Origin of the sequence: Candidatus Nitrosocosmicus sp. FF01 (genome assembly GCF_047711275.1) — an archaeon.
In the GTDB taxonomy this organism is placed as follows: domain Archaea; phylum Thermoproteota; class Nitrososphaeria; order Nitrososphaerales; family Nitrososphaeraceae; genus Nitrosocosmicus.
On the sequence record NZ_JBLNIG010000001.1, the window covers coordinates 323,237 to 338,833 of the forward strand.

Annotated in this window: 19 protein-coding genes and 1 tRNA gene; 12 read left to right on the forward strand and 8 right to left on the reverse strand. The window is 35.6% G+C overall.

Annotated features, from left to right (window positions below; genetic code table 11):
- Positions 1 to 9 precede the first annotated feature (9 nt).
- A complete protein-coding gene (locus tag ACMT7R_RS01770) occupies positions 10 to 1,140 on the reverse strand; it encodes a pyridoxal phosphate-dependent aminotransferase (protein WP_415309721.1) in 1,131 nt (376 codons plus the stop codon).
- A 93-nt stretch (positions 1,141 to 1,233) separates the two neighbouring features.
- Here ACMT7R_RS01770 and asd point away from each other — a divergent pair, with 93 nt between their 5' ends.
- The 3 genes from asd (at position 1,234) to ACMT7R_RS01785 (ending at position 3,818) form a co-directional block, all read left to right on the forward strand.
- Positions 1,234 to 2,316, forward strand: coding sequence for an aspartate-semialdehyde dehydrogenase (gene asd, locus ACMT7R_RS01775; RefSeq protein ID WP_415309722.1), 1,083 nt, complete (start codon positions 1,234 to 1,236; stop codon positions 2,314 to 2,316).
- An 84-nt stretch (positions 2,317 to 2,400) separates the two neighbouring features.
- Positions 2,401 to 2,862: an Lrp/AsnC family transcriptional regulator gene (locus ACMT7R_RS01780; protein WP_415309723.1), complete on the forward strand. Its 462-nt coding sequence runs from the start codon at positions 2,401 to 2,403 to the stop codon at positions 2,860 to 2,862.
- Between the two features lie 77 nt (positions 2,863 to 2,939).
- A complete protein-coding gene (locus ACMT7R_RS01785; RefSeq protein WP_415309724.1) occupies positions 2,940 to 3,818 on the forward strand; it encodes a heme o synthase in 879 nt (292 codons plus the stop codon).
- A gap of 222 nt (positions 3,819 to 4,040) precedes the next feature.
- Here the strand turns inward: ACMT7R_RS01785 and ACMT7R_RS01790 are convergent, their stop codons facing one another.
- Positions 4,041 to 4,520 carry a thioesterase family protein gene (locus ACMT7R_RS01790; protein ID WP_415309725.1) on the reverse strand — a complete coding sequence of 160 codons (480 nt, stop codon included), beginning with the start codon at positions 4,518 to 4,520 and terminating at the stop codon, positions 4,041 to 4,043.
- 94 nt (positions 4,521 to 4,614) lie between these two features.
- Here ACMT7R_RS01790 and thsB point away from each other — a divergent pair, with 94 nt between their 5' ends.
- Complete coding sequence (thsB, locus tag ACMT7R_RS01795) at positions 4,615 to 6,318, forward strand: thermosome subunit beta (RefSeq protein WP_415309726.1); 1,704 nt, start codon at positions 4,615 to 4,617, stop codon at positions 6,316 to 6,318.
- Positions 6,319 to 6,487: 169 nt separating this feature from the next.
- Here the strand turns inward: thsB and ACMT7R_RS01800 are convergent, their stop codons facing one another.
- A complete protein-coding gene (locus ACMT7R_RS01800; RefSeq protein ID WP_415309727.1) occupies positions 6,488 to 6,661 on the reverse strand; it encodes a hypothetical protein in 174 nt (57 codons plus the stop codon).
- Between the two features lie 201 nt (positions 6,662 to 6,862).
- On the opposite strand from ACMT7R_RS01800, the gene ACMT7R_RS01805 reads away from it, so the two are divergent.
- Positions 6,863 to 8,152 (forward strand): hypothetical protein, encoded by a 1,290-nt coding sequence (locus ACMT7R_RS01805; protein WP_415309728.1) that lies wholly within the window; start codon positions 6,863 to 6,865, stop codon positions 8,150 to 8,152.
- On the opposite strand, the gene ACMT7R_RS01810 is transcribed toward ACMT7R_RS01805, so the two are convergent.
- Positions 8,149 to 8,697 carry an NUDIX hydrolase gene (locus ACMT7R_RS01810; protein ID WP_415309729.1) on the reverse strand — a complete coding sequence of 183 codons (549 nt, stop codon included), beginning with the start codon at positions 8,695 to 8,697 and terminating at the stop codon, positions 8,149 to 8,151. The two genes, ACMT7R_RS01805 and ACMT7R_RS01810, sit on opposite strands and share 4 nt — an antisense overlap.
- Positions 8,698 to 8,977: 280 nt before the next feature.
- Here ACMT7R_RS01810 and ACMT7R_RS01815 point away from each other — a divergent pair, with 280 nt between their 5' ends.
- Positions 8,978 to 9,994 (forward strand): DUF1297 domain-containing protein, encoded by a 1,017-nt coding sequence (locus ACMT7R_RS01815; protein WP_415309730.1) that lies wholly within the window; start codon positions 8,978 to 8,980, stop codon positions 9,992 to 9,994.
- Between the two features lie 2 nt (positions 9,995 to 9,996).
- Here ACMT7R_RS01815 and ACMT7R_RS01820 read toward each other — a convergent pair whose 3' ends face one another.
- The 4 genes from ACMT7R_RS01820 to ACMT7R_RS01835 all read right to left on the reverse strand — a co-directional run bounded on the left by ACMT7R_RS01820 (position 9,997) and on the right by ACMT7R_RS01835 (position 11,623).
- The gene (locus ACMT7R_RS01820; RefSeq protein WP_415309731.1) at positions 9,997 to 10,257 is read right to left on the reverse strand and encodes a winged helix-turn-helix domain-containing protein; all 261 of its coding nucleotides are present in this window, start codon (positions 10,255 to 10,257) and stop codon (positions 9,997 to 9,999) included.
- Between the two features lie 206 nt (positions 10,258 to 10,463).
- Positions 10,464 to 10,889, reverse strand: a complete 426-nt coding sequence (locus ACMT7R_RS01825) for a tRNA (cytidine(56)-2'-O)-methyltransferase (RefSeq protein WP_415309732.1) — start codon at positions 10,887 to 10,889, stop codon at positions 10,464 to 10,466.
- A gap of 10 nt (positions 10,890 to 10,899) precedes the next feature.
- The gene (locus tag ACMT7R_RS01830; RefSeq protein WP_415309733.1) at positions 10,900 to 11,046 is read right to left on the reverse strand and encodes a hypothetical protein; all 147 of its coding nucleotides are present in this window, start codon (positions 11,044 to 11,046) and stop codon (positions 10,900 to 10,902) included.
- A 31-nt stretch (positions 11,047 to 11,077) separates the two neighbouring features.
- Positions 11,078 to 11,623: a helix-turn-helix domain-containing protein gene (locus ACMT7R_RS01835; RefSeq protein WP_415309734.1), complete on the reverse strand. Its 546-nt coding sequence runs from the start codon at positions 11,621 to 11,623 to the stop codon at positions 11,078 to 11,080.
- 469 nt (positions 11,624 to 12,092) lie between these two features.
- Between ACMT7R_RS01835 and ACMT7R_RS01840 the strand changes: the two genes are divergently transcribed.
- From ACMT7R_RS01840 to ACMT7R_RS01865, 6 genes are all read left to right on the forward strand, one after another.
- Complete coding sequence (locus ACMT7R_RS01840) at positions 12,093 to 12,545, forward strand: PUA domain-containing protein (RefSeq protein WP_415309735.1); 453 nt, start codon at positions 12,093 to 12,095, stop codon at positions 12,543 to 12,545.
- A gap of 75 nt (positions 12,546 to 12,620) precedes the next feature.
- On the forward strand, positions 12,621 to 12,959 hold the full coding sequence (locus ACMT7R_RS01845) for a nascent polypeptide-associated complex protein (RefSeq protein ID WP_415309736.1): 339 nt from the start codon (positions 12,621 to 12,623) through the stop codon (positions 12,957 to 12,959).
- Between the two features lie 348 nt (positions 12,960 to 13,307).
- Positions 13,308 to 13,856: a hypothetical protein gene (locus ACMT7R_RS01850; protein WP_415309737.1), complete on the forward strand. Its 549-nt coding sequence runs from the start codon at positions 13,308 to 13,310 to the stop codon at positions 13,854 to 13,856.
- A 42-nt stretch (positions 13,857 to 13,898) separates the two neighbouring features.
- Positions 13,899 to 13,973: transfer RNA gene (locus ACMT7R_RS01855), tRNA-Gly, on the forward strand.
- 182 nt (positions 13,974 to 14,155) lie between these two features.
- On the forward strand, positions 14,156 to 14,347 hold the full coding sequence (locus ACMT7R_RS01860) for a hypothetical protein (protein ID WP_415309738.1): 192 nt from the start codon (positions 14,156 to 14,158) through the stop codon (positions 14,345 to 14,347).
- Positions 14,334 to 15,446, forward strand: a complete 1,113-nt coding sequence (locus tag ACMT7R_RS01865) for an integrase (RefSeq protein ID WP_415309739.1) — start codon at positions 14,334 to 14,336, stop codon at positions 15,444 to 15,446. Before ACMT7R_RS01860 ends, ACMT7R_RS01865 begins: the two co-directional genes overlap by 14 nt.
- Positions 15,447 to 15,597 lie beyond the last annotated feature (151 nt).

Consider the following 15,597-nt stretch of genomic DNA (forward strand, 5'->3'; position numbering starts at 1 on the left):
TTTTTGATCTCATAGTGCCTCTTCCAATGCCTTTACAAGAATATCATTTTCTTCTTTGGTTTTTATGGCTACCCTGATGAATTTGTCAGTCATCCCTGTAAAATTCTTGCAATCTCTCACAAGGATCTTGTTATTATTTAGCAATTTATCTCTCAGGGCAGTAGAATTCATTTTAGTGTTACACAATTCGACCAAGTAGAAATTAGTATCTGTAGGCATAGCCCTTATTTTAGAATACTTGTTATATAATGCAAATAACCTTTGTCTTTCAGAGTTATTATTTAATATGGTTAGTTGCAAATGTTCCTTGTCTTGTAAGGCTTCTATGCTTGCCATTTGGGCCATAGTGTTGACATTCCAGCTAATCAAGTGATTGTTTAGTTTATCTATGTTTATTTTTGAAGATATCGCATAACCTATTCTTAATCCCGCTAGGCCAAATATTTTCGTAAGAGATCTTAAAATGATCAAATTTTCATAATCATTTACTAAATCGATGAAAAGATTATTCGTAGTTTTCTTTCGAAGGTCTACGAATTCAAGAAACGATTCGTCTAAGAGAATTTTGATTTTCCTGTCAGTTTTTTCAATAATATCTGTTATTTCTTTCTTGTGGAACCTGCCTGTGGGATTATTTGGATTACATAAAAACAATGAAGAGATCTCATTGTTGGGATTATTAGCAATCCTTATGATGGAATCTGAATCAATCAAGAAACTATCATCTGATAAAAGGGAATACTGAATAGTGGATTCTTTACGCCTGCAAGCTAGTTCATACTCGCAGAAAGTAGGGACTGGAATGAGGGCCCTTTTTTTCACAAACGCAGCCGTAAAATAGTGAATGAGTTCGGTTGCACCATTTCCTGTTATCAGGTTATGGTTAATATCGAAATCCATTTCAGATCCAATATGTTCTAAAATTCTTTTTTTTAGGTCAATACATTTTGGATCCGGGTAATTATATGCAATCACAGTGCTATTTTTTAATCTATCTTGCACCTTTCTTGACATTCCAAGTGGATTTAGGTTCGAACTAAAATCCATCCTTATCGCACTTTTAGAAGAATCTATTGAGTGGATTCCACCATGCTGACAATCATGCAAATTTGAATCAAATATGTTTTCTTTATGATCCATTTTGATCCGAAAGTGCCTTTAACATCAATAATTTTTATTTCTAAAACCTGTTTAAAAAGGATTATTAATTGTTTTATTTCATATCCTATCCATATGCTTAAAGTTGCGTTAATCGGTTCAACTGGTGCGGTTGGCCAGGAATTTGTAGTTGCACTTCACAATCATCCTTGGTTTGACCTTACTCATATTGTTTCTTCTGAACGATCTGCTGGTAAAAAATACATCGATGCACTTAGAGATCCTCAGTCGGGTATACTAAGATGGCATAATAGAGAACAAGTTCCTGAGTATATTAGAGAGAAAGTTGTTTCAAAGATGGATGAAATAGATCCAAAAAAATTTGATCTAATATTTACGGCACTTGAATCTGATGATGCACAGGTAATAGAACCAAGACTTGCCCAACACGTTCCTGTAATAAGTACGGCAGCTGCATTCAGATATGAAAATGATGTACCAATACTAATTCCTGGAATTAATGACGATCATACAGACATTCTCAAAAAGCAACAAAAAGAACGTCAATGGGGGGGATTTATTGCACCTTTGCCAAATTGTACTACCACTGGCTTGGCAATAACCCTAAAACCTCTTATTGATAATTTTGGAGTCAAGAATGTCTTCATGACTTCGATGCAAGCCCTATCAGGTGCTGGTAGATCTCCTGGTGTAATTGCTTTAGATATATTAGATAATGTGATACCTTACATTCCCAAAGAGGAGGAAAAGGTCCAGATTGAGACAAAAAAGATACTTGGAACTTACGATGACTCTTCACAGGAAATTTCATCAAATGATATCAAGGTTAGTTGCACATGTACCCGGGTCCCAGTATCTGATGGTCACACTGAAGTAGTTTTCGTTGAAACTATTGACAAGGCTGACCCGTCATCGGTCAAGAAGAAAATGATTGAATTTTCTGATAATGTTTCTATAAAGAAACTCCCTACTGCCCCTGCTGACTATATAGTAGTTAATGATGATCCAACAAGACCTCAACCGCGAGTTGACAGAGAGGTTAACGATGGAATGACTACAGTTGTGGGTAGATTAAGAAAAGATTCTGTCTTTGAAAACGGGATAAAATATGTACTTTTGACTCATAATGAAAAAATGGGCTCAGCAAAAGGAGCAGTTTTGCTCGCAGAATTACTCAAGACAAAAAAAATTATATAATTTTTTTTAAAATTAAAAATCTTTATACAAAAGATAAAAATTATACATTTATTAACCACCAAAATTTAGTATATTTTGAAAATCATGGGCAGGATCGACGATCTTGATCTAAAGATATTGAGTGAGCTGTCAAAGGATGCTAGTATATCTGTACCCAGGCTTTCAAAAAAAATCAATATCAATTCATCGGTAGTTTATAGCAGAATCAAGCGCTTGGTCAAGAGGGGATTAATTAAGAAATTCACAATAATAATCAATGATGAGGCTTTGGGATTTAACGTTAAAGCCCTTACCGGAATAACAATGGATTCTAAATTGCGTGATAATGTTTTAAGCGAACTGTTTAAGATCCCTGAGGTAAGAGAGGTGGCAGAAGTCACGGGACGATTCGATGTACTGGTAACAATGACTGCAAGATCTTTGGATGAAATGCATCAAATAATATCAGAAAAAGTGGGGAGAATAGAAGGAGTTCAAAAAACTGAGACATTTATAGAGATGAGAAAGACATCGAGAGAAATCATATCTAATTCTGAATCTAAATAGCTAAAGTTCTCTCAAGATATAAATAACTATTTTAATTATAAGATGATGGTAGGTTATTAGATTATTTGGGTTTACAGATGAAGACCGTAGGTAACCAAGTTAAAAATTACTATGAACTGACTAAACCAAAAATTTGGTATCTGCTTGTTTTCACAGCATTAGGTGCTGCAGTTTCAGCAGCATGGTTATTTGATGTCCAGGTCAGTTTGATGACTTGGATTTTATTATTTGTAGCGATAGCCGCAGGTTCAGCTGCAGCAGACACCCTTACCGGCTATAACGACAGAGATATAGACGCTATAATGGAGAGAACAAAGGGCAGGCCCATACCTTCAGGAAGAATATCTCCAAGAAACGCCTTAATTTTTGGACTTGTATTGGCTGGTATTTCTCTAGTTTGTTCGTGGTTCATTAATATATGGGCTTTTGGACTGATGGCTTTTGGATTATTTGATAATATTATCGTATATAGCAAATGGCTAAAGAGGACAAGTCAATCTAACATCATTCTTGGTGGGTTTTCAGGTGGAGCTCCCGCGCTAATTGGGTACATAGCAGTAACATTTCAACACGTGGAAATTGGTTTTGCTATGGCTGGATTAGTGTTTTTCTGGATTCCAACTCATATTTGGAGCTTGGCATTGCATGTAAAAGAAGATTACAAAAAGGCCAATGTTCCTATGTTGCCAGTTGTATCAAGCGAATCTAAATCGGTGCGCATAATTGCGTTGACTACTTTGATGATGGTGGTATTTAGCATATTACCATTCTTTTTTAATCAATTTGGTTTGATTTACCTTTTGACAGCTACTGTGTTTGGAATCGTTATGATATTTTTATCGATATGGTTATTGTTGAAGCCAAGTGAGAAAACTTCATGGCTGGTATTCAAATTTAGTAGTCCATATTTAGCTGCCTTGTTTATTGCTTTTATGGTTGATGCATTTTTCCATTAGTACTGAATATAAGTTGTTATGTAAGTCAAGCTCGACAAGTAAACAACATTTTTTTGTTTCTTAATGGGACAATTCTTTACTTACTCGCTAAAGTCCACGAAACCATGATGTTTTCCGGTTGAATATATTTCTCCTTTGTGACTTCTACTCAAATACTTCACTCCTACATTTTTTGACATGTGCTATCTATTTTCCGAATTCACACAGGCTAGATAATCGTTTTTAGCTCCGAGCGGATTTTGAATTTTTAAAGTCACTTAGTCTTTTTACTTTTTGGTCAAATTTTTCTTTGAATCTTGGAACATTGATTATGAATCTCTCGTGTTTTCCATCTCCAATCAATTCTAAACTGTCTTCGGCAGAAACTTGGAACGATACTTTCCTACCGTCTGAGTTAATTACTTCGGCTTTTAACAATATTTCTGCTCCCACTGGAGTGGCAGCTATGTGATTAACATCCACTATTGTTCCAACTGAATCCCAGTCCGAATCGACTCCAAGAAACTGCTCCTTTAATAGCAATCTACAGGTTTCCTCCATTTCTGAAATCATTGATGGCGTCGAAAATACATTTTCTCCTTCCCAAAGAAAACTTGTCGTTTGATTATGATCTACTTTTATCCTTCTTTCGTTTTTGGATCCTATTTTGATGTTAAACTCCATACAAATTATTTTGTTTGGTTTGATAAATTTATTTTCCAATCTTTGATCCTCAACATTGTAATGTTTAGATTGTGAAACCTATAAAAGGGGCTTATCAAAAGATTATACCATTCTATTAAGGTGATATGAGAGTATGGCTTCAATTCAACAAACAGCTGGTGGTATGCCAGTATTAATATTAAAAGAAGGAACTAAAGAAAATAAGGGCAGAGATGCACAGAAAAATAATATTACGGCCGCAAAACTAGTAGCAGAAATAATCAAATCTGCTCTCGGTCCTCGAGGAATGGATAAGATGCTAGTTGATTCATTAGGTGATGTTACAATCACAAATGATGGCGCAACAATACTGAAAGAAATTGATGTACAACATCCTGCGGCTAAAATGATGGTTGAAGTTGCAAAATCTGTTGATAATGAAGTTGGGGATGGAACTACATCATCTGTAATATTCGCAGGTGCACTCTTGGAAAAGGCAGAGGAATTAATAGGAAAAGATGTTCATCCGTCTGCGATTGTTGATGGTTATACGGCAGCTTCAGAACAAGCATTAGTTGTGCTAAATAAAATTGCTTTAAAACTTAATCTTAATGATAGAGATCTTTTGATTAAAATAGCAAAAACTAGCATGGAGTCCAAGCTTGTATCTGATGATAGCCCGATTTTAAGCGATATTGTTGTAAGTGCTGCCAAACAGGTTGCAGAGAAGGCATCAGTGGGTGACAATTTCCGTGTCGATTTAGATAATATAAAGGTCGAAAAAAAAGCGGGAGGATCTATGAGAGATACTACCCTCATCCAAGGCATAGTATTGGATAAGGAAATAGTACACTCAGGGATGCCGAAGAGGATAGAAAATGCTAAAATTGCTTTGATAAACTCTGCCCTTGAAATTGAAAAGACCGAAATGAGTGCTGAAATTCGAATTAGCGAACCACAGCAAATGCAAATGTTTCTAGAGGAAGAAAACAGGATGCTAAAAGATATGGTTGATAAAATCAAATCTGTTGGAACAACTGTGTTATTGTGTCAAAAAGGTATAGACGATATTGCTCAGCATTATCTGGCAAAAGCAGGAATTCTGGCAGTGAGACGAGTGAAAGAAAGCGATATGTTCAAATTGTCAAAAGCAACAGGTGCACGACTAGTAAATAATCTAGATGATTTTACTACCCAAGATTTGGGAACCGCTAATCTGGTTGAAGAAAGAAAGGTCGAAACAGACAAATGGGTATTTATCGAAGGTTGCAAGAATCCTAAAGCTGTAACTATCCTGATACGGGGTGGTTCACAGAGAGTTGTTGATGAGGCTGACAGATCTATGCATGATTCACTTATGGTTATGAAAGATGTTTTAGAAAAGCCATCAATTGTAGCAGGTGGTGGTTCTCCTGAAGCATATATTGCAAATGAAATTAGGCAATGGTCAAGTAATTTAGAAGGTCGTGCACAATTAGCCGCTCAGAAATTTGCAGAAGCATTAGAGGTTATACCGTTGACCTTGGCAGAAAACGCAGGAATGGATCCAATTGATACTATGGCAGAACTCAAGGCTAAGCAAACGAAAGGTTCCAAGTGGATCGGCATTAATGTCAGGACAGCCTCGGTATCTGATATTTATAAAAACGGGATACTTGAACCAACCGCAATTAAAGAACAAGTTATAAAATCTGCAACAGAAACAGCATGCATGCTTCTAAGAATAGATGACGTCATTGCCGCTTCAAAATCCAAAATGCCCGCTGGTCCACCTGGTGGCATGGGCGGCATGGGCGGCATGGGCGGCATGGGCGGCATGGGCGGCATGGGCGGCATGGGCGGCATGGACATGGACTAGTCCGCTAGTTCGCCTGTATTTACCACCTTCTAAATTTCCTTCCTTCCTTCTTTCATTTCTTCTTTATTTCTGTCCTATCCCAATTTAACAAATGATTCGTCGATTTCTTTTTAAATCATTGTAACTATTGTCCACCCACTTTTTGCATTTCAGTTAAATTAAAAGCAAATTACTCGACAATTTTTTTTGACTCAATGCCTGCTGTCAATTCCCTCAAATAACTACCAAGATAAGATACGATTTTGAATACATCTTCTTTTACGATCACTTGCAAGTATTTATTTGGTAGTTTTCTTGATTTCTCATTTACTCCTTGCTTACTTCCAACTACCCTGTTATCCATGCCATTACTACTGTTACTTCTACATCTGGTCGTATATTCTTGTATTCGATTGCAGCTGCGATATTAACTATAAATTTATCTCTGGACTTTGCACAGGTAAATCAAGGTGTCGCATGACCGTACTTGTTCTAAAATAATATCTTCGGCAAGAGTAAAAAAGCCGAATGAAAATATCCTTAGATTATTAAAGGAAAGACAACAATGACAAAATCTCTTCCTTCGCAAACCCATATTTTAAATGAATTTGAGATCAATCAGATACTAAAGAATTTGTTATCTAGACTGCAGTCTATCGAAAAAACCAATCAATCATACTCAATTACAGTATTGCCAGACTTTTTTGTTGACAGAATAATCAAAGTGATGGACCATGATAAATTTGTAGGCGAAATTAAAAAAAAAATTAAGGCTGGAGGTGGAAGTATGAGGGGATATTCTAGCAAAGACATCAAAGGTGGAAATGCTGTAAATGTGGCATATTGTATGGCGAAACTTGGCGTTTGTATTAATCTTTACACGGTTGCCGATGAAATTGGTAACTCCATATTACGATCTGTATTTGCCCCTTTCGGAGATAGGGTTAACCTCTTTATCAAAAAAGGAAAACAAGGACTTTCAACCGTATTTGAATTCTCTAATCCAAATACTCATTCTCTTTCAAACGTAATGGTGAGCGATGTTGGCGACAATGATAATTTTGGACCTGATATTTTAGAATCTGAGAATCTTGTCTCAAATCTGCGATCTTCTGATGCTATCATCCTTACTAATTGGGCTTCTAATTTAAGGGGGACTGATCTACTACGTTTTATTTTTACAAATTCTCCATCTTCTATTCATTTTCTAGACCCAGCAGATATTGAAAAAAGGTGTTTTGAATTCGTCAATATGTTAAGAATCAACTCAAATCTAGTCAACTTCTTGAGTATCAATGAAAATGAATTTAACCAGATAGTGGAGGCCCTGCGGAGCATATTTGCCAAAAAAACTAGCAAAAAGGAAAACGACGATCTAGTTGATAAACCCGCCGAAATTAACGACGGACTTGACAAGTTAAAACATAATTTTATTGCCAGCAATCTCCATGTATTTAGTGACGGTGTCTATCCAAAAAACATAGGCTCTATTTGTGAATCTGTTAAAATACTATCAAGCTATTTTAATTTGACAGTATGCCTTCATACAACAAAAGGCTCTATATTATCTTCTCCTAGCTCTGATGTTTGTGCTCACGATGTAGGTAGCAAAAGTATGAATAATTCTGCTGATCAAAATGTATTTTTCGCTGCTGCCCTTAATCCATCCAGAATCGACCTTGTTAGTGGAGCTGGAGATTCCTGGGACGCAGGGTTTATGTTTGGTCAATTATATGGGTTTAACGCTATAGAAAAATTATGCTTTGCAAACTTGTTAGCATCTTTGCACATCGAAAACCTGCTAAAAGATGATCCATCACTTGCTCAGGTTATAGCTCACATCGAGTCCATCTAATTATGTTTACCGTCATTAAGGCTAAAATAGTAAAGAAAAATTGCTGAAACGGTTTTACAATCAACAATAGTTCCATCGTAACAATATTTTACCGCATCTTTTATATGGACAGACATAGTTGTAATATTTTCGTCTTCGTCCATTTTGATGGGTATGTCCAGTTCAGACAAATTGCTAGCGACAAAAAAATGCATTAGTTCTGTATCATAACTTGGCGCGAGAAAACACCTGGTTAAGGGTTGCAAGATACCAGAATATCCAGTTTCTTCAGCCAGTTCCCTTTTGGCGGCCTCATGGGGGAGTTCATTATTTTCAATTTTGCCAGCTGGAATTTCTACCAGATTTTTATTGACAGCGTGTCTGAATTGCCTTATCAAAAGAATTTCATTTTTATTGATAACCGGGATTATTCCTACTGAGGGGTTGTGCTCAACGACTTCTTTACTAAAAGTTTTTCCCCTGTAGGTAAACGAGTCTATTCTTAGTCTCACAGGACCATTATGAATCATTTTTGTATCTATAAAGTTGTAACCTTCTTCAGCCATTAACTAATTCAGTCGAGATTATTACTTCCGACTTATATGTCTAAATGTCATTCAGTGAACAGAAATTGGTATATTATTTGAGAAATTTGATTGACTAGCCATGATAAGAAAATATAAAGAATTGAATAACTTTGATTCAGACTGAAACTGATCATTTAATCCTCCCATAGCAAAAAATTTAATTTCAGATAAAATTTCTAGTAATAAGTGGTGGATAGAAATCATTAACGTAGCGGAAGATAGTCAAAACAATACACAAGGTGATAGTAAATTAAGTATAATGACTTTGGGATCACATTGTTCACTCCAAGTATTAAAGGGTGCTAAAGATGAGGGTTTCAAAACACTACTTGTCTGTGAGGAAAAGCGGTGCGACATGTACAAGCGTTTCAAGTTCATTGACAGTATAGTGCCTGTAAAAAATTTCGAGGAAATCATAGATGCCGATTTCCAGACAGACCTTGTTGAAAGTTTTAATCCAATTTTGATTCCACACGGTACTCTAATATCAACCCTGGATATGGCCGCTATTGAAAGCATAAAGATTCCTATATTTGGGAATAAATGGATCTTAAGATGGGAATCTGACAGGGTTCTTAAACAACAATTGATGAACGAATCTGATCTTCGTTCTCCTGTTCAACTTGCATCCAAAAATGAGATTAATGGATTGTGTATTGTAAAATTACACGGTGCGGCTGGTGGCAAGGGATATTTTCTCGTTACTAATAAAAAGGAGTTTGAGGAACAGGCACAAAAACTAGTCGAATCCAAAACTATAAAGTCTGAAAAAGATTTGTTTATTCAAAAATATGCCAATGGTGTCCCGGTTTATCTTCAATATTTCTATTCTCCCATAAGCAATGAACTAGAGCTATTGGGGATTGATAGAAGATACGAAACCGATATAGATGCTATTGGTCGAATACCATCAAAATACCAGCTTTCTTCCATCATAGAACCGTCTTATACCGTAGTTGGAAACATCCCTATAGTATTAAGAGAATCTTTGCTACCTGAAGTTTATGACATGGGTGAACGATTTGTAAAAGCATCGAAGAAATTGGTGCCACCAGGCATGCCGGGCCCGTTTTGTATTGAAGGAGTGTATGATAATACAGCAAAGTTTACTGCATTTGAGTTTTCAGCCCGAATCGTTGCTGGAACCAATCTCTTTGTTTCAGGATCTCCTTATTCGGACTTGTTATATGATGTCCCTATGAGCATGGGTAGAAGGATATCTCTTGAAATCAAGAGGGCCAGGGAACTCTCTAAAATAAGGTTAATTACGACCTGAGGCTAGATAGATTTTGTTGAGAGTGCAAAATCTTTTCTCTTGTCTAATTCAACCAATAAATCCATTCCTTCTTTGGTTATAACGTAATATTTCGAATTCTTTAAAACGTAATTTTTCATTCTTTCAAGATGGTAATAAATAGAACCAGTCGATAATCCTGTGAGAGATCTAATCTCAGAAAAGCAAGCAGAGCCGTTTTTTTTGACTATAGCTCTTAATATCTTGATCCTTGTTTGCTTGGCTCTAAGCTGCGTATCTTCCATCAATTCTATATCATATAACTCTGTTTTTTTTATCCCTTGTGGTTTTGTTTAACATAACTTGATTATATAAGAATTAGCTGAACTTTTTTTCCGCATTTGGTTTAGGTCTAGTTGATATGCAAAAAAATAATAGATTTGTGAGAATATTTTAAGGATGAATGTGGTTTTGAATTGAATAAGATTTATTGGATTTGCCTAAACTATACTTAATTTTTGATTACATTCTTACCTTTATCTGTAGGAATAATCTTTATTGATTCATTAGTCAATTTTCTATCAAACTGATTACCATCAAATATTCTATCTAGAAATATCGCCAACGCTGCTATTTCTGAATGAGGTTGATTTCCTATGGCAATATTGTAGTCAGCCAAAAAATAGATTTCTTTTGGAACTTTCTCGGCACCAATAATTACAAGTACATTTTGATTTAGTGCCTTTATTTCTGTAATTTTCTCATTTATCAATGCACCGTACATTGTAAGGTGAACAACAATTCCGCCATTTGCTCTCCAGTTCTTGATAACTTGTTTCCAATTGTCTATAATCTCAAGGTGAAATTCATTCTCTCCACCCCATTTTTTGTTGACCTTTTTTAGGGTATTTTTAATTTCGTCATCAACATCTGTCATATAGATATTGTTACATCCTAATGCACGCGAAACTAAGCACGGCATGAGTCGTTGTTCGGTCATCTCTTACCAACCTGTGACCAATCCTTAATACCGAAACAGCAATAGTATGATTTGGATTTTCTTTAATGGATGAATTTCCGTTTTCTGTTTGCAACGATTCTTGGCTCCTGTTCGCAAATCAAATTTTAGGGTTGGTCTTCTTCCAAATTTTGTTCGTTGGCATTGACATAAAGTTTTATTCCCAAAAATCTCTCCAGTTTTTTTGCTAAAATTTCATCTGGACGAATAGATCCGGTTTCAACCTTTCGGATCAGAGTTACCTTTTCGTTAATTTTTTGACCCAATTGATCATGTGTAAGACCCTTTTTGCTTCTGGCATTTCTTATCAATGATGGGAACTCATGATCAAGTATCATTTCATCCATCATGTTAATTTTTTTAAGAGGTGGGGGCTTGATCCTTGGAGGGGTGGATATTATTTTACGCCTATAAAGATTTCTTGAATTTTGAGACGTCCCAGCGGCATTGTAGGGAACGTAAGTAGGTCGGGTAGCCATATTGCTTGCAATTGCAGTGCCTTTCGATGATGTAGGATTTCTTATAGAATTGGTAGACTCAACTGGTTTGCCTCTTCTTGAACATGATAAGCAAACATTAAAAATTGATTTTTCAATAATTACTTTTTTACTAACATCGGTATGTTTTCCACATAATTCACAGAAAGAAGCCATATGCAATGATAATTAGGCAGATCTAATTTATTAGGCTTTATTAAAGAAGAATAAATTCCCATAAGGGGTTTTATACGTAAGCAAAAAACATGAATGTTAGAGGTCAATCAGCGAACCTTGAAAACCAAGTAATTAGATATGTCCAGTAAGAACTAGTGCCCACAAAAGGGGGTTTTGTTTTTGTATAAACAGGCGGGGTGACATCAACCTTCTCTATTAATTCTATTTATATACATTTTCACGATATATTAAGAGTTGAAAGCGTAAACCATGCAAGAAGCTTATATAGTTGACACTGTTGATACCAATTCCGAATGAATTTCCCATTTATATATGAGTATAAACAAAACTCCTTATAAAATACATAAAGTATTCTCATACTATGAATTAGATCATCAAGTTAACTTTTTGTCCGATCAAATCCCATACTTTAGTTTTTATTATCGTATTAGTTAATTCAAGCATTTAATTGAAAGAGCTGTTTGTAAATCCATATCAAAAGATCTGCTCTCATGTAGATTTTGTCTTTGGCAATGGGATAAGCACATCGCTTTCGTCTAATATAGACATTGAATATTCAAAAAAAACAGGAAAAATAAAGAGTTTTAGTGCTAATGGGAAACTGATAGGGACTTTTCGAACCGATGGCGGGATTGCACTGACAATTTATGGTGCAACTCTTTTTCTTAAAGACAGTCAATTTCTTGAAAACTGCATTATTCCGATAGAAGACGCTGTACCGTTTGTTTCTGAAGGCAGATCATTGTTTGTCAAGCATGTACTTCACTGCGGCTCAAACGTTAGGTGTGGCTCTGATGTGGCAATTATTAACAAGGATCAGTCGATTTTGGCTGTGGGCCGTTCGCTACTTCCATTCAACTACTACTCTAATGGGGACAAGGAGTGGGAACTTGAGTTCTAGCGGTCGATCTCAGATCCGTGGTATAGGTGTCAAGATTAGAGAAGGAATAAAAAGCAGAACTGCGTAGTGTTTTGGATGATGCGTTCAGGCAACAGAGATATGCGAAGGATGCTTGACCGAATGGGGTTAGATATGAAGGATTTGGGATCTGTAGAAGAAGTGATCATTAAGACTGATGTAAAGGAAATATATCTAAAAAAACCACAAGTTGTAGAAATGAAAGGTAAGGATAGTACTATTTTTCAGGTTGTTGCTAGCGATATTGAAGAGACCAAACGCGATGTCCCCTCATTTAAGGAAGAGGATATTGTATTAGTAATGCAGCAAGCAAATGTATCCAAAGAAAAAGCAATAGTAGCACTTACGGACACAAAGGGTGATATTGCTCAAGCAATACTTAATCTGACGGTTTAGATTGCTTTTTTAAAAACCACCATTAAATCTAAAATTTTCAAATTTAATAACTTGATTTTAAAATGTGTTTAATAAATTAATTATGAACATAAAAATTCTTTTAGTGCATGTTGAATTAAGGATATATGTCTGTATTTGACCATGAATATCAAATTCTGTAAATAGATGGGTGGAGTGTAAATAACTCAATAATTATGAGTAATCTTTAATAGCCTTGTAAATGCAACCTAAATTATAACAATAGAAATGTTCAACTTAACAAGTTGTCCACCAGTTATTGTTGCGACAGTTTCAGGGAGATCATATTATCGAATCACAAGCGTATTAAAGTCCCTAGATTTGCGATATTTGTCCTTATCTCCGGAGGAAGCTGCCCTATCTAAGGGTAGAGTTATTATTACAACTGATGATGAATCAAGGATCGTTAATAGAGAAGGTGTATTTTTAGATACTCAGTTAGAGAAATATCCGTTATCGATAAAAGCTAAAATTCTGCAAAATTGTATGGGGTATTATGGTTCCTCAAAAGAGCAATTAATTATTGGAATTGATCCTGGAAAAAGGATTGGTATATCCATACTATACTGTCAATTCGAACTTGATAAAATTATAATGTCATCTGTGCATGCTACTATTGAAAGGATTAGTTTTATATTATCATCAATCGAATCTCCAACTAAAATTGTTAGAATAGGTGACGGAAGTCTCTCTCTATCGCATCAAATAGCCGGGATTCTTAGCTCAAACTTTAAGGATAAGATAGTTATCGAAATTGTGGATGAATATGGTACATCTATAAGACAAGGTACTGAGAAAAACCGTAGTGGCATTAGAGATATGAGTTCGGCAAGAAAAATTGCTTTTAGAAAGGGAAAAATTTGGAATAGTTACAAGTAGTGAAGATAAGTTCTTAATATCGTTTGATTAATTTTATTTTGGGCGAAGTTGGCCCAGCCTGGTTAAGGTACGAGCTTCCCAAGCTCGGGATCGCGGGTTCAAATCCCGCACTTCGCACTTGCTTCGTGCGTGATTTTCACAGATTATTAATATAATTATTAATATTTGATTTGGCCGCTCGTAAAATTATTAATATATGTATGGAATTATTAATATGCGCTCGGACGATATTAATATAATCGATCTTTTGTAGAGATCGCAAAATCGTTATATATTGTGCTGTGCATGTAAAGTAACCTATGGTTAAGGAAACCGTAATAAAACATCCCGAAGATGGCTCTGAGGAACATCAGTTTGAGCTATCAGAAGATGAATTAGCTAACCTGAATTGGAGACTTGATAAATATGGATTTAAAGACATTCAAGAATTAATAGATGCTTTCAGTGAGGGAAAATTCCCACCTCCAGAGAAAACTAATGAGCAGCAATAGAACTATTGCCGACGAGCAACAACAAAAGAAGCAAGGAAAGAAGACCAAGACTTTTGGAGTCATACTTGATGAAAATGATACAATGCGTCTTAACTTCTTTTTACAGAGAAATAACTTTCCTACTCTTGGAAAATTCGTTAAGGCTGTTTTAGATAAGAAGTGGCCAGCCCGAGAAGATAATGAGCAGTCCGAGAAACTACTTGAAAGGATAAGAGATCGAGGGATAAAAGACCCGATGACAGGAGATTTCTCGGTCGATTTTTACAAAAGCATAGACAAGGAGGATATGTTTAGAGACTTTTACCGTAAATATATTTACAAAAAACATGCCCGCGATTTAATCAGGTATTTTGAGAGATATAGTGATATGTTCTTCACCAACCCCAAGCTTATCCAGTCAGAGACAGGAAATGTAAGGGCCTGGATTTGTGATGCTATGAGAAGATTTGCTGAATATTATGACCGCAAATATCAGAATCCAGAAGTTAGGTTATTGATAGATGAGATAATCAAAAGATATGAAATCAACAAAAAGATGAAAATTAGAGATAGAGTTTTCGTGGCGGATAATAACTACATAATTGAATCGGTGGATAAAGTTCTAAAAATTGATGGATCCATGGGACTAATAGTAAAGTTTGCATTCTTTTCTGGATTAAGAGGCGAGGAAATTACACATGCACATGAAACTCCAATATGTGATAAATTGAGTGGCTGTGAATGTGAGAATTTACATGTCATTGAAAAGGATAAGTTTGTTATTGTAGTGCTTAATAGAATAATGGGTCAGAAACGTAGTTATTTTACTATATTGCCCGCAAACGTATGGTCCAAATTTAGAAATCTAGATAAAGTAAGTAAGTTAGAAAGAAAAGCAGTCCATACCTTACTAATGTCACATACTGATGGAAAGGTTATGCTAATGTATCTCAGGAAATTCCACTATAATATACTGTGTCGATCGGAACTCAAAGAACAGGGGGCCGAGGTGTTGCAAGGTCGAGCCAAGTCGATTTCTGCGAAACACTATCTTATTCACGAATTGGATAAGATGGTTGAGCAGTATGCTAACTGTATGCAGAGGTTTCTCGTATCTTGATCAAGACTGTCAACCTAAATTAGTATTATTTTCTAAATGAAACTATGATTGTCGAAATCCTGCTAGCTTGAGTTTGAAATAGTACCTAAAGCAGTCTTGTCTGATTTGACTCTAACTACTACACTGTTCTAACATTCATTTCTTGTTCTTC